Source organism: Pseudomonas sp. BNK-45, from assembly GCF_047456255.1.
Lineage (GTDB): Bacteria > Pseudomonadota > Gammaproteobacteria > Pseudomonadales > Pseudomonadaceae > Aquipseudomonas.
In genome coordinates, this window is the sequence record NZ_CP179909.1 from 2,321,285 (window position 1) to 2,343,528 (window position 22,244).

General features: G+C 62.4%; 21 protein-coding genes. 11 read left to right on the forward strand and 10 right to left on the reverse strand.

Features of this window, described 5'->3' with window-relative positions:
* Window positions 1-21 precede the first annotated feature (21 nt).
* On the reverse strand, window positions 22-780 hold the full coding sequence (locus ACMGG8_RS10850; RefSeq protein WP_060840788.1) for an SDR family oxidoreductase: 759 nt from the start codon (window positions 778-780) through the stop codon (window positions 22-24).
* A 166-nt stretch (window positions 781-946) separates the two neighbouring features.
* Between ACMGG8_RS10850 and ACMGG8_RS10855 the strand changes: the two genes are divergently transcribed.
* The 4 genes from ACMGG8_RS10855 (at window position 947) to groL (ending at window position 4,459) form a co-directional block, all read left to right on the forward strand.
* Entirely contained in the window at window positions 947-1,678 is a 732-nt protein-coding gene (locus ACMGG8_RS10855) for a HugZ family protein (RefSeq protein ID WP_060840787.1), read from the forward strand.
* 66 nt (window positions 1,679-1,744) lie between these two features.
* Window positions 1,745-2,221, forward strand: a complete 477-nt coding sequence (locus ACMGG8_RS10860; RefSeq protein WP_060840786.1) for an FxsA family protein — start codon at window positions 1,745-1,747, stop codon at window positions 2,219-2,221.
* Window positions 2,222-2,472: 251 nt separating this feature from the next.
* Window positions 2,473-2,766 (forward strand): co-chaperone GroES, encoded by a 294-nt coding sequence (locus ACMGG8_RS10865; RefSeq protein WP_011063093.1) that lies wholly within the window; start codon window positions 2,473-2,475, stop codon window positions 2,764-2,766.
* Window positions 2,767-2,815: 49 nt separating this feature from the next.
* Window positions 2,816-4,459: a chaperonin GroEL gene (gene groL, locus ACMGG8_RS10870; protein ID WP_016965560.1), complete on the forward strand. Its 1,644-nt coding sequence runs from the start codon at window positions 2,816-2,818 to the stop codon at window positions 4,457-4,459.
* Between the two features lie 152 nt (window positions 4,460-4,611).
* Here the strand turns inward: groL and ACMGG8_RS10875 are convergent, their stop codons facing one another.
* Window positions 4,612-6,561 carry an LTA synthase family protein gene (locus tag ACMGG8_RS10875; protein WP_414159572.1) on the reverse strand — a complete coding sequence of 650 codons (1,950 nt, stop codon included), beginning with the start codon at window positions 6,559-6,561 and terminating at the stop codon, window positions 4,612-4,614.
* 205 nt (window positions 6,562-6,766) lie between these two features.
* Here ACMGG8_RS10875 and colR point away from each other — a divergent pair, with 205 nt between their 5' ends.
* From colR to ACMGG8_RS10900, 5 genes are all read left to right on the forward strand, one after another.
* Entirely contained in the window at window positions 6,767-7,450 is a 684-nt protein-coding gene (colR, locus tag ACMGG8_RS10880) for a two-component system response regulator ColR (protein WP_060840784.1), read from the forward strand.
* Complete coding sequence (locus ACMGG8_RS10885) at window positions 7,440-8,720, forward strand: sensor histidine kinase (protein ID WP_414159573.1); 1,281 nt, start codon at window positions 7,440-7,442, stop codon at window positions 8,718-8,720. Before colR ends, ACMGG8_RS10885 begins: the two co-directional genes overlap by 11 nt.
* Window positions 8,721-8,918: 198 nt before the next feature.
* Window positions 8,919-9,599 carry a class I SAM-dependent methyltransferase gene (locus ACMGG8_RS10890; RefSeq protein WP_414159574.1) on the forward strand — a complete coding sequence of 227 codons (681 nt, stop codon included), beginning with the start codon at window positions 8,919-8,921 and terminating at the stop codon, window positions 9,597-9,599.
* Between the two features lie 3 nt (window positions 9,600-9,602).
* A complete protein-coding gene (locus ACMGG8_RS10895) occupies window positions 9,603-10,316 on the forward strand; it encodes a lipopolysaccharide kinase InaA family protein (RefSeq protein WP_414159575.1) in 714 nt (237 codons plus the stop codon).
* A 2-nt stretch (window positions 10,317-10,318) separates the two neighbouring features.
* Window positions 10,319-10,543 (forward strand): hypothetical protein, encoded by a 225-nt coding sequence (locus tag ACMGG8_RS10900; RefSeq protein ID WP_060840781.1) that lies wholly within the window; start codon window positions 10,319-10,321, stop codon window positions 10,541-10,543.
* Window positions 10,544-10,630: 87 nt separating this feature from the next.
* Here ACMGG8_RS10900 and ACMGG8_RS10905 read toward each other — a convergent pair whose 3' ends face one another.
* The 8 genes from ACMGG8_RS10905 to ACMGG8_RS10940 form a co-directional block, all read right to left on the reverse strand.
* The gene (locus ACMGG8_RS10905; RefSeq protein ID WP_414159931.1) at window positions 10,631-11,728 is read right to left on the reverse strand and encodes a DUF1513 domain-containing protein; all 1,098 of its coding nucleotides are present in this window, start codon (window positions 11,726-11,728) and stop codon (window positions 10,631-10,633) included.
* A gap of 2 nt (window positions 11,729-11,730) precedes the next feature.
* Entirely contained in the window at window positions 11,731-12,795 is a 1,065-nt protein-coding gene (locus tag ACMGG8_RS10910) for an imelysin family protein (RefSeq protein WP_060840780.1), read from the reverse strand.
* Window positions 12,796-12,838: 43 nt separating this feature from the next.
* Window positions 12,839-14,263 carry a di-heme oxidoredictase family protein gene (locus ACMGG8_RS10915; protein WP_108545314.1) on the reverse strand — a complete coding sequence of 475 codons (1,425 nt, stop codon included), beginning with the start codon at window positions 14,261-14,263 and terminating at the stop codon, window positions 12,839-12,841.
* 189 nt (window positions 14,264-14,452) lie between these two features.
* Window positions 14,453-15,793 carry an imelysin family protein gene (locus ACMGG8_RS10920; protein ID WP_414159576.1) on the reverse strand — a complete coding sequence of 447 codons (1,341 nt, stop codon included), beginning with the start codon at window positions 15,791-15,793 and terminating at the stop codon, window positions 14,453-14,455.
* Between the two features lie 162 nt (window positions 15,794-15,955).
* The gene (locus ACMGG8_RS10925) at window positions 15,956-18,007 is read right to left on the reverse strand and encodes a putative bifunctional diguanylate cyclase/phosphodiesterase (RefSeq protein ID WP_060840777.1); all 2,052 of its coding nucleotides are present in this window, start codon (window positions 18,005-18,007) and stop codon (window positions 15,956-15,958) included.
* A 303-nt stretch (window positions 18,008-18,310) separates the two neighbouring features.
* Window positions 18,311-18,907, reverse strand: coding sequence for a superoxide dismutase (locus ACMGG8_RS10930; RefSeq protein ID WP_011063080.1), 597 nt, complete (start codon window positions 18,905-18,907; stop codon window positions 18,311-18,313).
* 176 nt (window positions 18,908-19,083) lie between these two features.
* Complete coding sequence (locus tag ACMGG8_RS10935) at window positions 19,084-19,686, reverse strand: LysE/ArgO family amino acid transporter (protein WP_060840776.1); 603 nt, start codon at window positions 19,684-19,686, stop codon at window positions 19,084-19,086.
* A gap of 2 nt (window positions 19,687-19,688) precedes the next feature.
* Complete coding sequence (locus tag ACMGG8_RS10940; protein ID WP_060840775.1) at window positions 19,689-20,093, reverse strand: ACT domain-containing protein; 405 nt, start codon at window positions 20,091-20,093, stop codon at window positions 19,689-19,691.
* A 110-nt stretch (window positions 20,094-20,203) separates the two neighbouring features.
* Between ACMGG8_RS10940 and ACMGG8_RS10945 the strand changes: the two genes are divergently transcribed.
* Both ACMGG8_RS10945 and ACMGG8_RS10950 read left to right on the forward strand, forming a co-directional pair.
* A complete protein-coding gene (locus tag ACMGG8_RS10945) occupies window positions 20,204-21,103 on the forward strand; it encodes a LysR family transcriptional regulator ArgP (protein ID WP_060840774.1) in 900 nt (299 codons plus the stop codon).
* Window positions 21,104-21,206: 103 nt separating this feature from the next.
* Window positions 21,207-22,199 (forward strand): NAD-dependent epimerase/dehydratase family protein, encoded by a 993-nt coding sequence (locus ACMGG8_RS10950; protein WP_060840773.1) that lies wholly within the window; start codon window positions 21,207-21,209, stop codon window positions 22,197-22,199.
* The last annotated feature ends 45 nt before the right edge of the window (window positions 22,200-22,244 follow it).

Genomic DNA, 22,244 nt, shown 5'->3' on the forward strand with positions numbered 1-22,244 from the left:
CCTACCGTTGCGATGACAGGATCAGACCCGCAGGCCGCCATCCAACTCCAGGATGCGTCCGGTGTAATAGTCGTTCTCGAAGATGTACGCCGCCGAGTGGGCGATCTCTTCCGGCTTGCCCATGCGCTTGAGGGGAATCCCCGAGGTCATCTTCTCCAGGGCTTCAGGCTTCATGCCCAAGGTCATCTCGGTTTCGATAAAGCCCGGGGCAATACCGGCCACGCGGATGCCATAGCGCGCCAGTTCCTTGGCCCAGGTCACGGTGGCCGCCGCGACCCCGGCCTTGGCCGCGGAATAATTGGTCTGGCCAATATTGCCGGCGCGGGAGATCGAGGAGATGTTGATGATCGTGCCGCTGTTGTTCAGCTCGATCATTTTTGCCGCCACTTCACGGGTGCAGAGGAATACCCCGGTCAGGTTGACGTCGATCACCGCTTGCCACTGGGCCAGGCTCATCTTGGTCATTTCACCGTCCTTGACCTTGACCAGCAGGCCGTCGCGCAGGATCCCGGCATTGTTGATCAGGCCGTGGATGGCGCCGAAGTCCTCGGCCACCTGGGCCACCGTGTGGCTCACCTGTTCTTCATTGGCGACATTGCACAGATAGGCACGGGCCTCGACGCCCAGGGCCTGGCAGGCGGCGACCGCCTGATCGAGTTTTTCCTGGTTGAGATCGACCAGGGCCAGCCGCGCGCCCTTGGCCGCGAAATACTCGGCCATGGAGCGGCCCAGGCCTTGGCAACCGCCGGTGATCATGATTACTTTGTCAGTGAGTTGCATTCGCATGTCCCGCTAGCAGGTCTTGAGGGGTTGTCCTTGGTAGGGGAACCTCGGCTGACTGCCGGATCTGGCCTAGCTGCAGATGAGAATTGCCCCGTCGGCGTAGCTGGAACAATGCTCCAGGCGCCCGTCCGTTTTCGACGGATTTTACATGAGGAGTCACAAAGTGAGCGTTGAAGCTGCGAAAAATGCACGAGAACTGCTGCTCAAGGAGTATCGCGGGGTGCTGTCGACTCACTCCAAGGCCATGCCCGGCTTTCCCTTTGGCTCCGTGGTGCCGTACTGCCTGGACGCCGAGGGACGGCCACTGATTCTGATCAGTCGCATTGCCCAACACACGCATAACCTGCAGAAGGACTCCAAGTGTTCGCTGCTGGTGGGCGAGCGCGATGCCGACGACGTGCAGGCGGTCGGACGCCTGACCTATCTGGCCGAGGCCGAAAAACTCGAGGATGAACAGGCAATCGCTGCCGCGGCCGAGCGCTACTACCGCTACTTCCCCGAATCGCAGAACTACCACAAGGCCCACGATTTCGATTTCTGGGTACTCAAGCCGGTGCGTCATCGTTACATCGGCGGCTTTGGGGCGATCCACTGGATCGATCAGGTGACCCTGGCCAACCCGTTCGCCGGCAAGGCCGAGTCGAGCATGGTGGATCACATGAACAGCGATCATGCCAAGGCCATCGCCCATTACGTCGAGCTGACCGGGCTGCCCGACAGCGAGCCGGCGCAACTGGTCGGGATCGATGCCGAAGGCATGCACCTGCGCATTGGCCAGGCCCTTTACTGGCTGCCGTTCCAGGCGCCTTGCAACACGCCGACACAAGTACGCGAAGCCCTGGTTTTCCTGGCTCACGCCGATCAATGGCCGAAAAATCCAGCCGTTGGCGCTTGAATTCACGAATTGGCGACGTCATTTACGGTCTACTGGAAGGCATTCTTCCGCAGAGGAAACCATTTGATGCGCCCTTACCTGTTGCTCTTTTTACTGTTCCCGGTGCTGGAGCTGTTCGTCTTCGTCAAGGTCAGTGCGGCCATCGGGTTTTTCCCGGCCCTGCTGCTGATCATTCTCGGTTCGATGCTCGGTGTGCTGGTGTTGCGCGTGGCCGGTCTGGCCACGGCACTGCGTGCCCGTGAGAGTCTCAATCGCGGCGAACTGCCGGCCCAGCAGATGCTCGAGGGGCTGATGCTGGCCCTGGGCGGCGGCCTGCTGATCCTGCCCGGTTTCATCAGTGATGTATTCGGCCTGTTGATGCTGCTGCCGATCAGCCGTCGCCTGCTGGCCAACAAGATGCGCCAGCGCGCCGAGGAGCAGGCCCTGCGTCAACGCGCTTTTGCCGATGACATGCGCGCGGCCCGCGGCGGCCCTGCGCCGCAACAGCCATTGGGCCGCGAGCCCAATGTCATCGAGGGCGAGTTCGAGCATCGCGACTCATAACTTGGCGGCTTCACTGCACGGCACCTTCGGGTGCCGTGTTCGTTTTGGTGCAAGCACCGCAAAAAAAATCACCGGTCAGCCCTTGTAATAACCTTATGCGCCCTTATGTAACGGTCACCGCAAGGTTTCTGGTGCTTACACCAGACAGACTTCCGCGGCTCGCTTGTCGAGTCGCACCCGGCACAGCCGGATTTGTTAACCCGCCGGTGTCGACACCGGCCGTTGAAAACCACAATTAGGAGAGATCGACAATGAAGCTTCGTCCTCTGCATGACCGCGTCGTCATCCGTCGCAGCGAAGAAGAATCGAAAACTGCCGGCGGCATCGTTCTGCCTGGTTCGGCTGCTGAAAAACCTAACCGTGGCGAAATCGTCGCTGTAGGTACCGGCCGTGTGCTGGACAACGGTGAAGTACGTGCGCTGGCCGTGAAAGTGGGTGACAAAGTGGTGTTTGGCCCGTACTCCGGCAGCAACACCGTGAAAGTCGATGGCGAAGATCTGCTGGTAATGGCCGAGAACGAGATTCTCGCTGTTATCGAAGGCTGATTTCCCGCGTATTTTCCCGCTACTACACAGTATTTAAGGAATATCGATCATGGCTGCTAAAGAAGTTAAATTCGGCGATTCCGCCCGCAAGAAAATGCTCACCGGTGTCAACGTTCTGGCTGACGCGGTAAAAGCGACCCTCGGCCCGAAAGGCCGTAACGTGATCATCGAGAAGAGCTTCGGCGCTCCGACCATCACCAAGGACGGCGTTTCCGTTGCCAAAGAAATCGAGCTGAAAGATCGCTTCGAAAACATGGGCGCGCAGCTGGTCAAAGACGTTGCCTCCCGTGCCAACGATGACGCTGGCGACGGCACCACCACCGCCACCGTTCTGGCTCAGTCGATCGTCAACGAAGGCCTGAAAGCCGTCGCTGCCGGCATGAACCCGATGGATCTGAAGCGCGGTATCGACAAGGCCACCATCGCCATCGTCAAAGAGCTGAAAGGTCTGTCCAAGCCTTGCGCTGATTCCCGCGCCATTGCTCAGGTCGGCACCATCTCCGCCAACTCCGACAACTCCATCGGCGACATCATTGCCGAAGCCATGGAAAAAGTCGGCAAGGAAGGCGTGATCACCGTTGAAGAAGGCTCGGGCCTGGAAAACGAACTGTCTGTCGTAGAAGGCATGCAATTCGACCGTGGCTACCTGTCCCCTTACTTCATCAACAAGCCGGACACCATGGTTGCCGAACTCGACGGCCCGCTGATCCTGCTGGTGGACAAGAAGATCTCCAACATCCGCGAAATGCTGCCAGTGCTGGAAGCCGTCGCCAAAGCCGGCCGCCCACTGCTGATCGTGGCTGAAGACGTTGAAGGCGAAGCCCTGGCGACTCTGGTTGTGAACAACATGCGTGGCATCGTCAAAGTCGCTGCCGTCAAGGCACCAGGCTTCGGCGACCGTCGCAAGGCCATGCTGCAGGACATCGCCGTTCTGACCGGCGGTACCGTGATCTCCGAAGAGATCGGCCTGAGCCTGGAAAGCACCACCCTGGAGCACCTGGGTAACGCCAAGCGCGTGATCCTGTCCAAAGAAAACACCACCATCATCGACGGTGCTGGCGTTGAAGCGGACATCCAGGCTCGTGTGACCCAGATCCGTCAGCAAGTGGCCGATACTTCGTCCGACTACGACCGTGAAAAACTGCAAGAGCGTCTGGCCAAGCTGTCCGGCGGCGTTGCAGTGATCAAGGTTGGCGCGGGCTCCGAAGTTGAAATGAAAGAGAAGAAAGCCCGCGTTGAAGACGCCCTGCACGCTACCCGTGCAGCCGTTGAAGAAGGCGTGGTACCTGGCGGTGGTGTAGCCCTGATCCGTGCTCTGCAAGGCATCAAGGACCTCAAAGGCGACAACGCCGATCAGGACGTGGGTATCGCTGTTCTGCGTCGCGCTATCGAAGCGCCGCTGCGCCAGATCGTTGCCAACTCCGGCGACGAGCCAAGCGTGGTGGTGGACAAGGTCAAGCAAGGTGCCGGCAACTTCGGCTACAACGCTGCCACCAGCGAATACGGCGACATGATCGAAATGGGCATCCTGGATCCAACCAAGGTGACCCGTTCCGCGCTGCAAGCTGCATCGTCCATCGGCGGTCTGATCCTGACCACCGAAGCCGCTGTTGCTGAAATCGTGGAAGACAAGCCTGCAGCTGGCGGCATGCCAGACATGGGCGGCATGGGTGGCATGGGCGGCATGATGTAAGCCAGCCTTACCCCTGTACTGAAAAAGCCCCGCCGGTGAAAGCCGGCGGGGCTTTTTTATGCCTGGGATATGGGAGGCGCCTGGATCTTCGCGGGCAAGCCCGCTCCTACAGCGATGCACCTCTGTAGGAGCGGGCTTGCCCGCGAATGACTTCAGCGCTGACTCAACTCGGCCGCCGAGGCTTTTGGCGCCTTCCAGCCCAGCAACTGCTGCTTGAAGCCATAACTGGCGCTCTGGTAGTAACTGATCCCGCGCTGGATCAGTGGATCGCTGTCCGGCACCCGGGATTCCCGGCTGGCGCCCAGTGCCTGGTCATGGCGGCGCAGACCCTGGCGCGGGCTGAGAATCGCCAGGTCCTGTCCGTCGAACAGTCCCAGGTGCTGGTAGTTGCCCACCAGTACCCGAGGCGGCAGCGGGTTGTCCTGCAGCAGGTTGCGCCCGAAGAAGGTCGATTCGTAGTCCAGGTTCAACAGCCCCAGCAGGGTCGGCGCCAGGTCGATCTGGCTGGCCAGTTGGGCACTTTCCCGTGCCGGGATCAGTTTGGGTGCGTAGACGAACAGCGGGATCTGATAGTTGCTGATGGGCAGGTCTTCCTTGCCCGCGCTGCCCGCCGTGTGGTCGGCGACGAACAAGAAGATCGTGTTGTCGAACCAGGGCTTTTGCCGCGCGGCCTTGAGGAACTCGCCGATGGCGTAGTCGGTGTATTTCACCGCGCCGTCACGGCCATTGCCGGACTTGATGTCGATCCGGCCATCGGGGTAGGTGTACGGCCGATGGTTGGAGGTGGTCATCAGTTGCAGCAGGAACGGCCGCTGTTGGGCGTAGTCGGCATCGGCCAGCTTCAGGGTCTGGCCATAGAGGTCTTCGTCGGCCATGCCCCAGGCGTTCTTGAAGTGGATCTCGGATTCCTCGACGCTGCTCTGGTCGACCACCCGGTAGCCGTTGCCGCTGAAAAAGGCATTCATGTTGTCGAAGTAGCCGCGCCCGCCGTAAACGAACACGCTGTCGTAGCCTACGGCGCGCAGTTGCTGGCCCAGGCTGGCGAAGCCGCTTTCACGGCCGATGCGTTTGACGATCGAGCGCCCGGGCGTGGGCGGGATCGCCAGGGTAATGGCTTCCAGGCCACGGTCGGTGCGGGTGCCGGTGGCGTAGAAATTGTTGAAGTACAGGCTCTGCCGGCGCAGCGCATCGAGGTTGGGGGTCAGGTTGCGCTCGTCACCATTGCTGCCCATGTACTTGGCACTGAAGCTCTCGAGGGTCACCAGGACGATATTCGGCGTGCGCGGTGTGCCCGGGTTATCGATGGCGCGGCGGATATCCAGCGGGTCCTGGCCAATGAAGCGGGCATTGGGCTCGTTCAGCTCGGCGCGCATCTGCCGCGCCACGGCCTCGGCGGGCAGGCTGCGATAGAACTGTGAATAGTCCAGTTCGTTGTTGCGAAAGGCGGCAAAGAACTGGTACGGGCCGTTGCTCGCCAGCTCATTCTGATAGGCGTTGCCGCCCTGGGCGCGCGGACTGTCCTGGCTGAGCAGTTGCAGACTGGCCACGGCCACCAGCAACAGGCTCAGGGCGCTGAGCAGGCGACCGCGCAGGGGCGGCAAAGGCGCGTTCAGGGCGGCCAGCAGGGGCCTGCGCAGGACCAGGCTGAGGATCACCGCCGCCAGGGCCAGCAGGCTCATCAGCAGGCCGATGGGATAGGACTCGAGGATGTTGTTCATGACCTCGTCGGAGTACACCAGGTAATCGACGGCGATGAAGTTGAAACGCACGCCGAACTCATCCCAGAACAACCATTCCGCCACGGCGGTGAAGAGCATGGCGAACAAGCTGATGCTGAACAGGCCCTGCATCAGCCAGCGCAAGCCGCGTCGGCGCCAAAGGCTTGCCGGGCACAGCAACAGGCCCAGCCCCAGGGGCAGGGCGGCGTAGGCCAGGAAACCCAGGTCATAGAGCAGGCCGACGCCGAACACGGGCAGCCAGCCGCTACCGGCTTCGTTGAGGTGGGTCAGCAGGAGGGTGCTGCGGGTCAGCAGGAAAATCGCCAGCCAGGTGCCGGTCAGTAGCAGTACCAGGCGCGCGGGCGCGGTCTTGAGAAGGTCCATCGAGGGGGTGTTCCTTGTGGGCAAAACGGTCCGCAGTCTGAGGTTGTCCCTGTAGTCAGGTTGTGAACCCTCGGTGAAAAACTCGTTAAGACATTGATTGGATAACAGCGCTGCGGCAGCGGTCAGACAAGGCTGGCGGCGAGTCGGACTTGGCCTTAAGCTGCGCGAGCCAAGACGGCCGTAACTGTGTAGGGAGAGAGTTCCGATGCGAATTCTACTGGTTGAAGACAACCGCGATATTCTCGCCAACCTGGCTGACTACCTGGGGCTCAAGGGCTACACCGTGGACTGCGCCCAGGATGGTCTGTCCGGGCTGCACCTGGCGGCCACCGAGCATTACGACCTGATCGTGCTCGATATCATGCTGCCGGGAATCGATGGCTACACCTTGTGCAAGCGCCTGCGTGAAGATGCCCGGCGCGACACCCCGGTGATCATGCTCACCGCCCGCGACCAGCTGGATGATCGGCTGCAGGGCTTCAAGTCCGGCGCCGACGACTACCTGCTCAAGCCTTTTGCCCTCTCGGAACTGGCGGCGCGAATCGAGGCGGTAATGCGCCGTACTCAGGGCGGTGGTCGCCGTGCGTTGCAGGTGGGCGATCTCAACTATGACCTCGACACCCTCGAAGTCACCCGCGAAGGGCGTCTGCTCAAGCTCAACCCGGTGGGCCTCAAGCTGTTGGCGGTGTTGATGCAGAAGAGCCCCCATGTGTTGCGCCGGGAGATTCTCGAAGAAGCCCTGTGGGGCGACGATTGCCCGGACAGCGACAGCCTGCGTAGCCACGTTCACCAACTGCGCCAGGTGATCGACAAGCCATTTGCCAAGCCGCTGCTGCACACCGTGCATGGTGTCGGTTACCGGCTGGCCGAGGGCCGTGATGGAGTTTAAGCAAAGCCTTGCCCAGCGCATCATCATCGCCTTTGCCTTGATGAGCGCATTGGTGGCAGGGGCATTCGCCATGGGCATCGTGGCGACCGTGCATCTGGTGGAGGAGAAGCTCATCTCCGCTGGCCTGGGGGGCGACCTGCAACGCCTGTTGCTGATGGACGACGTCAACGATTGGCGGCATCGTCCCGAGCCCGACCAACTGTTCTACTACAGCGGCGGTCGCGGCGATTTCGAGTTGCCCAAGGACTTGCGCCATCTGGATCCGGGCTTCCATGAAGTGTTCCGCGAGCAGCTGTCCTACCACGCCATGGTCGAAGTGGTGGATGGCCGGCGTTACGTGCTGCTGCAGGACCAGAGCGATTTCGAAGAGCGCGAGCGGGTGCTGTTCGCCGTGGTGCTGGTGGGCTTCGTCCTGAGCCTGGCGCTGGCGGTGTTCCTGGGCTGGATCCTGGCACGTCGGGTGATGGCGCCCGTCGTGCGCCTGGCCCGTCAGGTACGGCATCGAGATCAGTTACTGGGGTTGGCGCCGCCGTTGGCGCCGGATTATGCCGCGGATGAGGTGGGCGAGTTGGCCATCGCCTTCGACGCCACCCTGGGGCGCTTGCGTCAGGCCTTGAGCCGCGAGCGGCTGTTCACCAGTGATGTCAGCCATGAACTGCGCACGCCGTTGATGGTGTTGGCCACCTCCTGTGAGCTGCTCCTGGAGAACCCCGGGCTGGACCTGCGCGGACGGGCTCAGGTGGAACGGATTGCCCGGGCCTGCGAGGAGATGCGCGAACTGGTGCAGACCTTCCTGATGCTCGCGCGTGCCCAGCGAGAAGACGCCGGCATGGCGCCGCAACTGACCCTGACGCAAGCGGCCACCGATCTGGTCGGCCTGTGGCGCGAGTCCATCGAGGGCAAAGGCATCGAGTTGATCTTCGACCCCGGCCAGCCCGGCGACACTCGCTACAACGCCACCTTCCTGCATGCGGTGATGGGCAATCTTCTGCGCAACGCCTTGCACTACACCGAGCAGGGCTTTATTCGCCTGAGCCTTGAGCCGGGCGGGTTTGTGGTGGAAGACAGCGGCGTGGGCATTCCCGAAGAGAAGCGCGAGGCGATGTTCCAGCCCTTCGTGCGCGGCGATGAAAAGCGTGGTGAAGGCTTGGGCTTGGGCTTGTCCCTGGTGCAACGCATCTGCGAGAACCAGGGCTGGAGCGTCAGCCTCACCACCATGATCCCCAATGGCTGTCGTTTTCACGTGCAGCTGCAACCAGCCAAGAGCTGAGTTTCCTGATCCGGCCCTGTTATGCAGGGCCGGTCACTTGTCGTTTTTTGTTCCTCTGTGGCCCTAGGCCATTGCCGGCAGCCTGTAAAAATCTGAAATATCTTCCTGTCGGACGGTACGAAGTTTTCACAAAGGGATGACCTGTCGCTGACATGCCGCTGCCTAAGGTGGCGCCATCAGCTACAGGAGACCTTGATGATGGCCAAGCCGATCAGGCTGGAATTTTCCGACAAGTACGATGCCCAACACGCCGAGCAATACCTGCAGAAGCATCAGGATGGCCTGGCCCGTCGTTTGTCCCATTGGCGCGATGAACAACTGGCCCGCGCGGCCCTGGCCGCTGCCGGCGAGCCGGGGCTGGTGCTGGACTTGCCTTGTGGCGCTGGCCGCTTCTGGCCGTTGCTGGCGCAGAAGGCCAACCGGTTCATCATTGGCGCGGACAATTCATCGGCTATGCTGAGCACCGCCATGGCGGCGCAGCCTGCCGACGTGGTGAGACGGGTACGGCCTTTGCAAACGTCCGCCTTTGCCATTGATTTGCCGGACAACGCCGTGGACTGCATTTTTTCCATGCGGCTGTTGCACCATGTGGGCCAGGCCGAGCATCGGCTGGCGTTGTTGCGGGAGTTCCAGCGCGTGACCCGCGACAGCGTGATCATCTCGCTGTGGGTTGACGGCAATTTCAAGGCCTGGAAGCGCAAGCGCCTGGAGCGCAAGCGGTTGTCCGCAATGGGGCCGGAGACTTACCAGAATCGTTTCGTGTTACCGGCGGCCACCGTCGAAAAAGAGTTCAGGCAAGCCGGTTTTCGTGTCCAGGAGCACCTGGATTTTGTTCCGCTCTACGCCATGTGGCGAGTGTACGTATTACGAAAGAGGTAACGGATGGTTGTTGAATCTGCTTCGCAAATGGATGCTGCGCCCTCGGATCGCTTCGAGTACTTCTGGAACAGACAAGGTGAATGGGTCGAGGAACCCAATCAGCGTCGAGGCGGTGAAAGCGGTGTGCAGCGCATTGTGAGCAGCGGCGGGCGTCTGCTCTATGCCAAGCGCCAGATCGGGCACATTTATCGAAGCGTGCTGCACCCTTTCGGGCGACCGACCGTCTTGCGCGAACTCGCCGCGTTGCAAGGCCTGCGGGTGCTCGATGTGGGGGTTCCGGAACTGGTGTTCTGTGGTGCTCGGCGCGATCCGCAGAATCGCTGGCAGGCCCTGCTGGTGACCGCGGCGCTCGATGGCTTTGTGGAAATCGACAACTGGTACGCCGCCGGTGAGCGTGAGCGCCATGGTGAAGCGTTCCATGAGCGTTTGCTGGAGGCCCTGGCGGTGACCCTGGCGCGCATGCACAAGGGGCGCTGGCAACATGGCTGCCTGTACGCCAAGCATATTTTCGTGCGTGTGGAAGGCGAGGGCGAGCAGGCCCGGCCACAGATCGCGTTGCTGGATTTCGAGAAGTGCCGGCAGCGCCTGAGCAGTCAACGAGCAGCAGCCCACGACCTCAAGCAGCTGCGCCGCCATTCGTCGTGGAACGACACGGATTGGCAAAAGCTCTACTACTTTTACAAAACGGCGTTTGGCAGCTCCATCAAAGGTTTATAGCTATGAAGCTAGAAATTGCACGAGGTGTTTTCCTGGCAGGAGCCTTGGCAGTTGCTTCCTTGGCCCTGGTTGTCTGGGAGCAGCCGCGAACGCAGGTGCTCAGTGCCGCTCAAGGGGAACATTGTCCTTTGCCGCGGGTTGCCAAATCGACAACCGCCGCGCGGCCCGATCATGAGCTGCTGTTGTTCATGTTCGGCATGAGCCAGGGCTTGAAACCCCAGAGCTGAACCTATTCTCCTGCCCAGCCAAAGGCCTCGCCATGCGAGGCCTTTGGCATGTCTGGGGCTCGGGCATTGGCGCTGCCCGGAGGCTGTTCAGACCAGATGCAAATGGTTGTCCCAGAGCCCGGCGGGCAGTTCCAGGGGCTTGGCCACAATCGGCTGCTGACGACAGTCATAGAAGCGGCAGCGGCCTTGGCCCGAGGTCACCACGAAGCCGTCGGCCACGGCACCGACCCCGGCGCAGTCCGGCAGAGGCGCATCGACCCGCACCGCGCCAGTGTCCAGATCCCAGATGAAGAAGCGGTTGCCCCGCGGGGCGGTCAGGGCCACCAGGCGCAAGTCGCTGTGGACGGCAACGCTGGCGGTGTAGTGCCCCATGGCCTGCAGCTGATGCTCGGGGACCGGGAAAGGCGCAAAGGGCTGGCCCGGGCGCTTGATCGCCAACAACTCCGAGGATTCGTGGGCGGCGCCCATGAACTGCTGGCCGGTGACGATGGTGCCGTCGCTGGCGATGCCCATGTGGCGCACGCTGTTCATCTGCTGGGCCAGGGTTTCCTTGCTCAGCAGGGTGCCGTCACGCTGCATCAGCACCAGGCTCGGCTCCATGGCGTCGAGGTTCATCTCCACCCGGCTTTCGGCTTCGGTGCGGATACCGCCGTTGGCCACCACCAGGGTTTCGCCGTCGGGCATCCAGGACACTTGATGCGGGCCGATGCCATGGGTGGACAACTCGCCGCTGTGCACCAGGCGTTCGCCTTCAAAGCGGTAGACCCCCAGCAGGCCGCGCCCCGGATCACGGGTGTCGTTCTCGGTGGCATACAGCCACTGGCCGTCCTTGTGGATCACTGCGTGGCCGTAGAAATGCCGGTCAGGCTGCGAGCTCAGGGTTTGCAGCAGGCTGCCGTCCCGCAGGTCGATCAGGTAGCTCTCGGTGCCCGGACGCCGGGCCACGAACAGCGCGATCGGCAGTTGCGGGTGATTGATGATGTCGTGGCAACGCTGGCCGACCTGGGTAGCAAACACCTGTTTACCGTCCAGCTGATAACCGACGGCGTAATGCTTGCCGTCACCATCATCCCTGGCCGACAGCAGCAGGGGCTGCTTGTCCTTTTGCTTGAACAGCGTCCAGCCGCCCAAGGTCACCGCACTGAGCAGCAGGCTGCCCAGTGCCAAAGCCTGACGTCGCAGCATCATCAGTCACCGTCGTTGGCGTTGAAGCCCAGTTGGATGCCCAACGCCTTGGCCAGTTCGCCTTCGTGCAGGCGGTGGACCACGTTGAGGCTGTCGTACAGATCGTTGAGCTGCTGGCGCCCGGCGTCGTCATTGAGCATTTCAGTGAGCGAGCGCTGGGTGCTGGCAAAGAGTTTCAGCGAGGCGGCGTAGGCGGCGTCGATCTTCTCGGCCAACGGCTTCTGGTCGGCCGGCAACAGGCCACGCAGGCCCTTGTTGTCGACCCCGGCCCAGACGGTCTGGGCGGCGCTGAGGCTGGCTTCCAGGCCCTGCAGGGACGACTGGCTGCGCCAGGCGTCGGCCTGGAACGGCTGGGGGATGCCCTTGGTCTGGCGGCCCATGGGCGTACCGAGTTTCTTCTTCAGGGTATCCAGAGCGGTGACCTGAACCCGCAGCAGGTCGGCGATGGCCTCGTGGGAATCGGCGTAGCGCTGGTTGGGGAACTTGCTCATCTGCGCGAGCATGCCGTCGTTGGTGTTCCAGCTCGACAGGATCTCTTCGGCCAGTTGCTTCTGGCGTTCACCGATGGCGGTCAGCAATGGGCAGTAGCGGGCTTTCTGCGCGCTGTCGGCCATGTCTATCTTGCTGTCGAAGAGGATGTATTCGTAGGCCGACAGGCCTTGCACCACCACGCTGGACTTGGCCAGGGCCGCGGCATCGATCTGCGGGGTGGCGCTGACCAGTTGCTCGACCTGACGGCCCACCAGGTTCTTCTTGTCCGGCCAGAACTGCACCTGCCAGGAGCGGTTGCCCTCGGCCAGCGGACCGATCAGCAAGGGCTGCAGCTCGGCCCAGGCCTTTTGCGCGTGGAGGAAGTCGGCCCGGGCGGTGTCCAGGCTTTCCTTGCCTTCACAGAAGGCCAGGGCGCTGATGGCCAACTGGCGGTCGGCATCGACCCAGCGGCTGTAGGTCGGCAGGATGACCTGCTTGGCGATGGCCGCCGAGGTCACGGCTTGTGGGTCCTGGGGCGCACAGGCGCCCAGAGCGAGTGCAGCCAGGCTGGTGAACAGCAGTTTGGGGCGGAACATGTTCGGGCTCCCTTTATTGTGGAGAAAGCAGTTGAGTCGAGCGTTATAGAGAATTCAGGAAGGCCAGCAGCGCGGCGCGCTGCTCGGCGTTGAACGCGAGCACCTGTTGTTTTGCGCCTTCGGCCTCGCCGCCATGCCAGAGCACCGCTTCCATCAGGTTGCGGGCACGGCCGTCATGCAGGAACTGGGTGTGGCCACTGACGGTTTCCGTCAGGCCAATGCCCCACAGGGGGGCGGTGCGCCAGTCGCGGCCACCGGCCTTGAACTCCGTGCGGTGGTCGGCCAGGCCTTCACCCATGTCATGCAACAGCAGGTCGCTGTAGGGGCGTATGACCTGGTTGGCCAATTCGGGTTCGGCGGCATCGGCCGCCGTGGTGAAACTGGGGGTGTGGCAGGACTGGCAACCGGCCTGGAAGAACAGGTTCTTGCCCGCCAGGACCTGGGGCGAGTCGACGTCGCGGCGCGCCGGTACCGCCAGGTTGCGGGTATAGAACAGCACCAGGCGCAGGATGTTGTCACTGACCTCCGGCTCGCCGTCCGGGCCATTGCCGTTGGGCGCCTGCTTGCACGCGGTTTGCGCCTCGGTGCAGTCGTCGAAGGGCCGCAGGCTTGTGGTCAGGCCCATGTCGCCGGAAAACGCATGAACATTTTGTTGATTGAGATTGGGTTGTCCGGCTTTCCAGCCAAAGCGCCCGAGCACGGTCTTTTGCTGAGCGTCATCCCAGACCCAGTTGGGCCGTCCGGCAATCCGGTTGTTGCCGGTGGCGGGCTGAGCGTTGGCCAGGATCGCCGCTTCGGGAATGGCTTCCAGCAGCCCCAGGCCGATCATCGGCGGCGCGACCCGGGCTGAAAAAGCGGTGTCCGGATGCATCGGGCCGTAACCCAGGTCGGTGATCTGCAGCCTGGGCTTGCGCAACTCCACCAGGCTGCCGTCCTTGAACCGTACCGGCACGCTGTCGTAATCGACCCGGACCCGGCCTTCGGGAGCGACGCCGGGAATCGCCATGTCCTGCAACTGGCCGCCGTACACCGGTTCCGGCACCACGCCGAGCTGTTCGATGACCTTGGCGTAGGCCGGGGCATCCGGGATCGACAGGCGCACCAGCATGGACACCGCGTTCAGGGCATCCGGCGCGGGCGGATGGCCGCGGCCGTCCTTGACGTGGCAGTTCTGGCAGGCGTTGGTGTTGAACAGCGGGCCCAGGCCGTCGCGGGCGGTGGTGGTGGAGGGGGCGATGACCCAGGGGTTGCGGAAGAAACTGTTGCCCACGCTGAAGTCCAGGCGCCGGGTCGCTGGCAGATTGGCCGAAGGCAGGGAAAACGCGTTGCGATCCGCCTTGTTGACCGTGGTGGCGCCGCCGGCGCGGGCTTCACCCGGTTCGGCCTGGGTAAAGCGTGGAGCGTCATCGCAGGCACTCAGGCCCAGGGCCATGGTCAGAGCGAACCAGCGAAGCAGCGACGAGGGCATCGGACATCCTGCAAGACGAGCAAAACAAGGGCGCAAAGTCTAACAGGCTGCTGAAGTTTGAATAAGAGGAATTATCGTTTGGTTTGACCCAGGACAAGCTTGCCGAGGGACGGCTCACCCACGGCGTTGGAACCGCGCAGCGACAAAAAAGGCGACCCTAAGGTCGCCTTTTGCCTGCAGCGGCGCTGATCAGAACTCGTGATCGGCGTTGTCCGGGTTCAGGTCGCTGATGCCCAGCTTGCCAGCGGCCTGTTCGATCGAACCGGTCTGCTTGACCAGGGCGGCGATGGCGTCGCGCACGATCTGGTTGCCGGATTCGTTGCCGGCGGCGATCAGCTGGTCGTAGTGCTCACCCTTGTTGGCGTGGTCGACCATGACCTGGATCTTGGCTTCGGTAGCGGCCAGATCGGCTTTCAGGGCGGCGTCGGCGGCGGGGTCGGCCTTGGCCACCAGGGACGACAGGCTGGCGCCGGTCATCTTGGTGCCGTCGACACGGGTGTATTCGCCCAGGTAGACGTTGCGGATGCCCTTGGCGTCATAGAAGTGCGAGTTGTGGGTGTTGTCGCTGAAGCAGTCCTGCTCGTCTTCAGGCGAGTTGGCCTCCAGGGACACTTTCATCCGCTCGCCGGCCAATTCGCCCAGGGACAGGCTGCCCATGCCGAAGAGCATTTTGCGCAGGCCGGTTTCGGCCGGTTCCGCTTCCAGGGTGGCGCGGTAGTTGTCGGCCACGTCCGGTTTCCAGTTGCCGACCATTTCTTCCAGGTCGTTGACCAGCAGTTGGGTCACGGCTTTCAGATAGGCGCGCCGACGATCGTTGTGGCCACCGGTAGCACCTGCGCCTTCCAGATAGTCGGACGCCGGGCGCGCGCCGGCGCCTGGGCCGGTGCCGTTCAGATCCTGGCCCCAGAGCAGGAATTCGATGGCGTGGTAACCGGTGGCGACGTTGGCCTCGGCACCGCCCAGCTCGTTCAGGCTGGCCAGGGTTTCCGGGGTGATGTCCTTCACGTCGATCTTGTCTTCGCCGACCTGGATCTCGGTGTTGGCGATGATGTTGGCGGTGGCGCCGGGGTTGCCCAGGGCGTGTTCATAGCTCTTGTCGACGTAGTCGATCAGGCCTTCGTCCAGCGGCCAGGCGTTCACCTGACCTTCCCAGTCATCGATGATGGTGTTGCCGAAGCGGAACACTTCACTCTGCAGGTAAGGCACGCGAGCGGCCACCCAGGCAGCCTTGGCGGCCTTCAGGGTTTCGTCGTTGGGCTTGGCGAGGAAGGCGTCGATGGCGGCTTGCAGGGTTTTCGCGGTGGATTCGGCGTCGCTGTAAACGGCAAATACCATGTCGGCGTAATGCGCGACCACGGCCTTGGCTGCGGCTTCGTCGACCTTGCCGGCGGCGTCGTTGGCCGGGGTGGCAGTGCTGGCAGCCGGGGTCGGCGCTTGAGCGGCAGCCTTGTCGTCTTTGCCTTCGCCGCAGCCGGCGAGGGAAATAGCGATGGCCAACAGACTGGCGGTAGCCAGAGGCATACGAATCATGGCGAACATCCTGCTTCGAGAGGGGGAATGGACGGCGCGTGGGGCGCGCAAAACTGCGACATAATGCGAAAGATTTGCATTATGTGTAAAGGGTCGTGCCTGTAAATATTTCTTATTCAGCGCAGGATTGCGTCAGCCGGGGGGACCGGCGCAATGCCCGGTTCAGAGGATGGCCGCGTTACTGCGCTGCGCCTGTTTCAGGTAGGCACTCAGCTCCCGGGCCGGCAGGGGTTTGCTGTAGTGGTAGCCCTGACCTTCATGACAGCCTTCGGAGATGATGTAAGCCTCCTGTTCGGCGGTTTCCACGCCCTCGGCAATCACTTGCATGCCCAGGCTTTTGCCCAGTTGGATGATGGCGCGCACGATGGTGGCATCGTCGTCGTCATCCAGCAGGTCCTGCACGAAGCTCTTGTCGATCTTGATCTTGTCCAGGGGCAGGCTTTTCAGGTAGCTCAGGGACGAATAGCCGGTGCCGAAGTCGTCGATGGCGATCAGCGCCCCGGAGCGGCGCAGGCTCAGCAGGTGCTGGGCGGCGGTGCTGATGTCTTCCATCAGGCCGGTTTCGGTAACTTCCAGTTCCAGGCTGCGGGGCGGCAGGCGGTAGATCTGCAGCAGGTTGTTGACCACCCGTGGCAGTTCGGCGTGGTGCAGTTGCACCGTGGACAGGTTGACCGCCATGCGCAGGTCGGTGAACCCCATGTCGTGCCATTCCCGCAGTTGGCGACAGGCCTGGTCCAGTACCCATTCACCGATGGCGATGATGGTGCCGTTCTGTTCCGCCAGGGGGATGAACAGGTCCGGCGGCACCATGCCGTGCTCGGGGTGCTGCCAGCGGATCAGGGCCTCGACCCCCACTACCCGATGGTCGCGATAGCTGATCTGCGGTTGATAGACGAGGAAGAACTGCTCCCGGATCAGGGCTTCGCGCAGGTCCTTTTCCAGTTCCCGGCGCCGGCGCATCTCGCTGTCGACGCTGGCGATGTAGAACTGATAACGGTTGCGTGAGCGGCTCTTGGCCAGGGTCATGGTCTGTTCGGCTTTCTGCAGGAGTTTTTCCGTGCTGTCGCCGTCTTCCGGGAACAGGGTGATGCCGATGGTGGCGCGCAGGCGGATTTCCTGATGATCGAGAGCAAAGGTGGCTTCCAGGTCGTCGAGGATGCTTTGCGCCAGTTCCGCTGCTTCGTAGGGCTGTTCGATATCGGCCTGGACCAGGGCGAATTGGTCGCCGCCCAAACGCGCCAGGGCACCGAGACGGCCGCTGTGGCCACGCAGGCGGTCGGCCAGGGCCAGCAGCAACTGGTCACCGGTCTGGTAACTGAACTGTTCGTTGATGCCCTTGAAGTCGTCCAGACCGACACACAGCACAGCGACCCTGCGTTGCAGGCGGCCGGCGTCCACCAGGATTTTGTCCAGCTGCTGTTGCAATTGCTGGCGATTGGGCAGGCCGGTGAGGAAGTCGTATTGGGACATGCGCAGCAGGCTGTTTTCCGCCTCGTGGCGCAAATGGGTGTTGCGCTCGATGGAGGCCAGCAACTGGTTGGCGGTGTTGATCCAGATCCCCAGTTCGTTCTTTTCGTGGCCCTTGAGCAGGGGCAACTGGTGTTCACTGGGGCGGTCGGGGTTGATGTTGGTCAGGTGCTCGATGATCCGTGACAACGGCTTGGTCAACAGGCAGTGATAGACCAGGTACAGCACCAGGCCCATGGCCAGGGCGCGCAGGACCCCTGAGACAAAGATGATCACCGAGCTGATGATGAAATCCTGGCCATAGGTGGCGGTGTCGAGGGTAATGCTCAGGTCGCCGTAATACTCGCTGTAGGGCCCGCGGCCAACCAGTTGGGTGGTGAAGGTGCGTTCCTGGCCAAGGATCAGGTCCGTGAGCCAGCGACTGGGGGAATGCTGCAGCTCGCGGGATTTCTCCGCCAGCATGGTTTCGTTGGGGTGGCCGATGGACGCCATGCGCACCGCGTCATCCTGGAACAGGCCTTCAATGACTTGCATGCCCATTTCCCGATCCAGGCTGTAGACCGCCTGTGTCGATGGGTCGCGAAACATGTCGAGAATGCGCTGGGCATCGTTCGCGACCGCCTGCCGGGTCTTGTAGGCGTCGAAGACGATCTGGGCGCAGCTCAGAACCACGCCGACGATGAGTGCCGACAGCAGCACAACCCGGAGCAACTTCACCGACAAGCTGTTTTTGAGTTCCAGCTTCAAAGGGCTATTCCTTGTTCCGTGCGTGTAGCGTCAAGTTGCCGTGAGTATTGGCAATCCCGTGATAGCCGTCAAAGTGACATCAGCGCCGAAAACGGGACGTCTGCGGGCCAGGCCCGGGTGATCAGATTCAGGATTGCTCTAGCTGTGGATAGTGTGTCGGTAGCGACGCCTTGCAACTTGAGGGGCGGCGTTGTTTTTTACATCAGATGAATCTTAGCGCCTCGGCTGGGCGGGACAAGATGCCAGCTTTGTCCAAGGCAAAAAAAACCCGGCCAGGCCGGGTTTTTTGCACTGCAAACGGACTTAAGCGACGAAGTTCTTGCCTTCGAACTGCTCAGCCACGAATTTCCAGTTGACCAGGTTCCAGAACGCTTCGACGTACTTAGGACGAACGTTGCGGTAGTCGATGTAGTAGGCGTGTTCCCAGACGTCGCAGGTCAGCAGCGGGGTGTCGCCGCTGGTCAGCGGGTTGCCGGCGCCGATGGTGCTGGCCAGGGCCAGGGAACCGTCAGCCTTCTTCACCAGCCAGCCCCAGCCGGAACCGAAGGTGCCAACCGAAGTCTTGGTGAATTCTTCTTTGAACTTGTCGAACGAACCGAATGCCGCGTTGATGGCTTCGGCCAGTGCTCCGGTAGGTTGGCCGCCGGCGTTTGGCGCCAGGCAGTTCCAGTAGAAAGTGTGGTTCCAGACCTGGGCTGCGTTGTTGAAGATGCCGCCCGAAGAGGTTTTGACGATCTCTTCCAGAGTCTTGCCTTCGAACTCGGTGCCTGGCACCAGGTTGTTCAGGTTCACGACATAGGTGTTGTGGTGCTTGTCGTGGTGGTATTCCAGGGTTTCCTTGGAAATGTGCGGCTGCAGGGCGTCGTGTGCATAGGGCAGCGGCGGCAATTCGAAAGCCATGATGATTCTCCTAATCAGGTCAGTTGCGGTGAGCGCAAGGCCGATCACGGGCGGCCGGACATGCGCCGGGGAGTTTGTACTCTTTGCGGCGCAGGGATCGGATCATAGCACCGGGGGTGCGGCTTAACCACGCAACAACTGTGTGGGATAGAGGTTCCAGAGCCTTTTGGAATAAGTCACGCAGCGCTGATCAGCTGCAACGCCACGCTGAACATCATCACCGCCACCAGCAGGTCGAGAATCCTCCAGGTGCTCGGTCGGGCGAGCCAGGGAGCCAGCCAGGCGGCCCCCAGGGCCAGGGTGAAGAACCACAACAGCGAAGCACTCGCAGCGCCGACCACATAGGCGCCCGGTTCGGTCTGCTGAGCCCCCAGCGAGCCGATCAGCAGCACGGTGTCCAGGTACACGTGAGGGTTGAGCAGGGTCACCGCCAGGGCGCTGAGCATCACCGCCCGCAGGGAGCGCACGGTCTGGCCTTCGCCCTGTTGCAGGCTTTGCCTGGAGCAGGCCCGGCGCAGCGCCTGGGCTCCATACCAGATCAGGAACGCCGCCCCGCCCCAGCGCGCCACGGCCAGCAGCATCGGACTCTGGGCGAGCACGGTGGCCAGGCCGAATACTCCGGCGGCTACCAGCAGGGCATCGCAGGTGACGCACAGTGCCGCCACCGGCAGGTGGTGCTCACGGCGCAGACTCTGGGCCAGGACGAAAGCGTTTTGCGTACCGATGGCCATGATCAGGCCGGCGGCCACCAACAGGCCGTTCACATAGCTTTGCCACATGTTCATTGCTCCTCGCCGGCGGCCAGTTGCTGCAGGACCTGCATGGCCCGCTGGGCATCTGCCTGACCGACAAACAGGTGATCGTGGTAGTAGCCGGCGATCACGTTGCAACTGATCCCGGCTCGGCCCAGCGCGCCGGCAAAGGCGGCCGTCAGGCCGACCGCCTGGAGTGCCGAATGCACATTGAGGGTGATCCAGGCCGCGACGTAATCGAAGACCAGCCCCAGGCGTTCGGCTTCCTGCCGCTGGATGATCACCGTCAGGCCTTCCTGTTCGCGAAAACTGCCCAGCACCTCGACGCCCTGCAGCAGGCTGTGGTCAGCGAGGGAACAGAACACGTATTCGCCGTCGTTGAGTTGCGGGCTCATGCTGCGCAGCAGGGTTGTGAGGGAAGTTTCACCGGCCATGAACAGAATCCTTTAACGAAGAGGTATTACCGAGGCTTTAGGCTGGCTATTTTCCGGTTGCATGCCGTATAAGAAAAACCAATATTGCTGATCACTCATTAGGAAAACTGATGTTCGACTACAAGCTGCTTTCCGCCCTGGCTGCGGTGATCGAACAGGCAGGCTTCGAACGGGCGGCCCAGGTGCTGGGGTTGTCGCAGTCGGCGATTTCCCAGCGCATCAAACTGCTGGAGGCCCGGGTCGGGCAGCCGGTGCTGGTGCGGGCGACACCGCCGGCGCCCACGGAAATCGGCCGGCGCCTGCTCAACCATGTGCAACAAGTGCGTCTGTTGGAGCGGGACCTGCAAAGCCTGGTGCCAGCGCTGGATGAAGAAGGGCTGCCGGAGCGCTTGCGCATCGCCCTCAATGCCGACAGCCTGGCCACCTGGTGGGCCCAGGCGGTGGGGGACTTCTGCGCCGAGCATCGCCTGCTGCTGGACCTGGTGGTGGAGGACCAGACCGTGGGCCTCAAGCGCATGCGGGCCGGGGAAGTGGCCGCCTGTGTCTGCGCCAGCGAGCGTCCAGTGGCGGGGGCCCGCAGCCTGCTGCTGGGGGCCATGCGCTACCGGGCCCTGGCCAGCCCGGCATTTGTCGCGCGGCACTTCCCCCAGGGCGTGCGTGCCGAGCAACTGGCCCGGACCCCGGCGCTGGTGTTCGGTCCCGACGACTTCCTGCAGCATCGTTACCTCGCCTCCCTGGGCGTCAACGGCGGTTTCGAGCATCATCTGTGCCCGTCATCCGAAGGCTTCATCCGCCTCACCGAAGCCGGCCTGGGCTGGGGCCTGGTGCCCGAGCTGCAGGTTCGCGAGCAATTGCAGCGCGGTTCGCTGGTGGAGCTTTTGCCGGATAAACCCATCGATGTGCCGTTGTACTGGCATCATTGGCGCAATGGCGGGCAGTTGCTCGGGTTGTTGACCGAGCACCTGGCTCGTCTATCTGCACAATGGTTGGTGCCCTGGGAGCAGCCATGAGCGTCAAGCGACAGTCAATCCGCGGCTGTGCACTTGCAGCTTGTCGCTCGTGGCTTGTCCCTGCTTTTCTGTGGTTCGTCACTGCTTTTCTTAGGAATATTTCATGAAGATTCTGGTTACCGGCGCAAGCGGCTTCATCGGCGGGCGCTTTGCTCGCTTTGCCCTTGAGCAGGGCCTGGAAGTGCGGGTCAATGGCCGGCGTGCCGAAGCGGTAGAGCATCTGGTGCGCCGCGGCGCGGAGTTCATCCCGGGCGACCTGAGCGACGCCGATCTGGTCCGCGAGCTGTGCCGCGACGTCGATACCGTGGTGCATTGCGCCGGTGCCGTGGGCCTGTGGGGGCGCTATCAGGACTTCCATCTGGGCAATGTGCTGGTCACCGAGAACGTGGTCGAAGCCTGCCTCAAACAGCGGGTGCAACGCCTGGTGCACCTGTCTTCGCCATCGGTCTATTTTGATGGTCGCGATCATCTGGGGCTGACCGAGGAGCAGGTGCCCAAGCGCTTCAAGCACCCGTATGCGGCCACCAAGTTCCTGGCCGAACAGAAGGTCTTCGGCGCCCAGGAGTTCGGCCTGGAGGTGATTGCGTTGCGCCCGCGCTTCGTCACTGGCGCCGGCGACATGAGCATCTTTCCGCGGCTGTTGAAGATGCAGCGCAAAGGCCGCCTGGCCATCGTCGGCAATGGCCTGAACAAGGTCGACTTCACCAGTGTGCACAACCTCAACGAGGCCCTGTTCAGCAGCCTGCAGGTCGGCGGCTCGGCCCTGGGCAAGGTCTACAACATCAGCAACGGCGCACCGGTGCCGCTGTGGGACGTGGTCAACTACGTGATGCGCCAGATGCAGGTGCCGCAAGTCACCCGCTATCGCTCCTTTGGCCTGGCCTACAGCGTCGCGGCGCTCAACGAGGGGTTCTGCAAGCTCTGGCCCGGACGCCCGGAGCCGACGCTGTCGCGCCTGGGCATGCAGGTCATGGACAAGAACTTCACCCTGGACATCAGTCGCGCCCGGCATTACCTGGGGTATGAGCCCAAGGTCAGTCTGTGGAGCGCCCTGGATGAGTTCTGTACCTGGTGGAAGGCTCAGGACATAAGCTGAAATCAAAGACTGAACCCCGCTTGCCCGGTCCGGTCCATTGGCCGG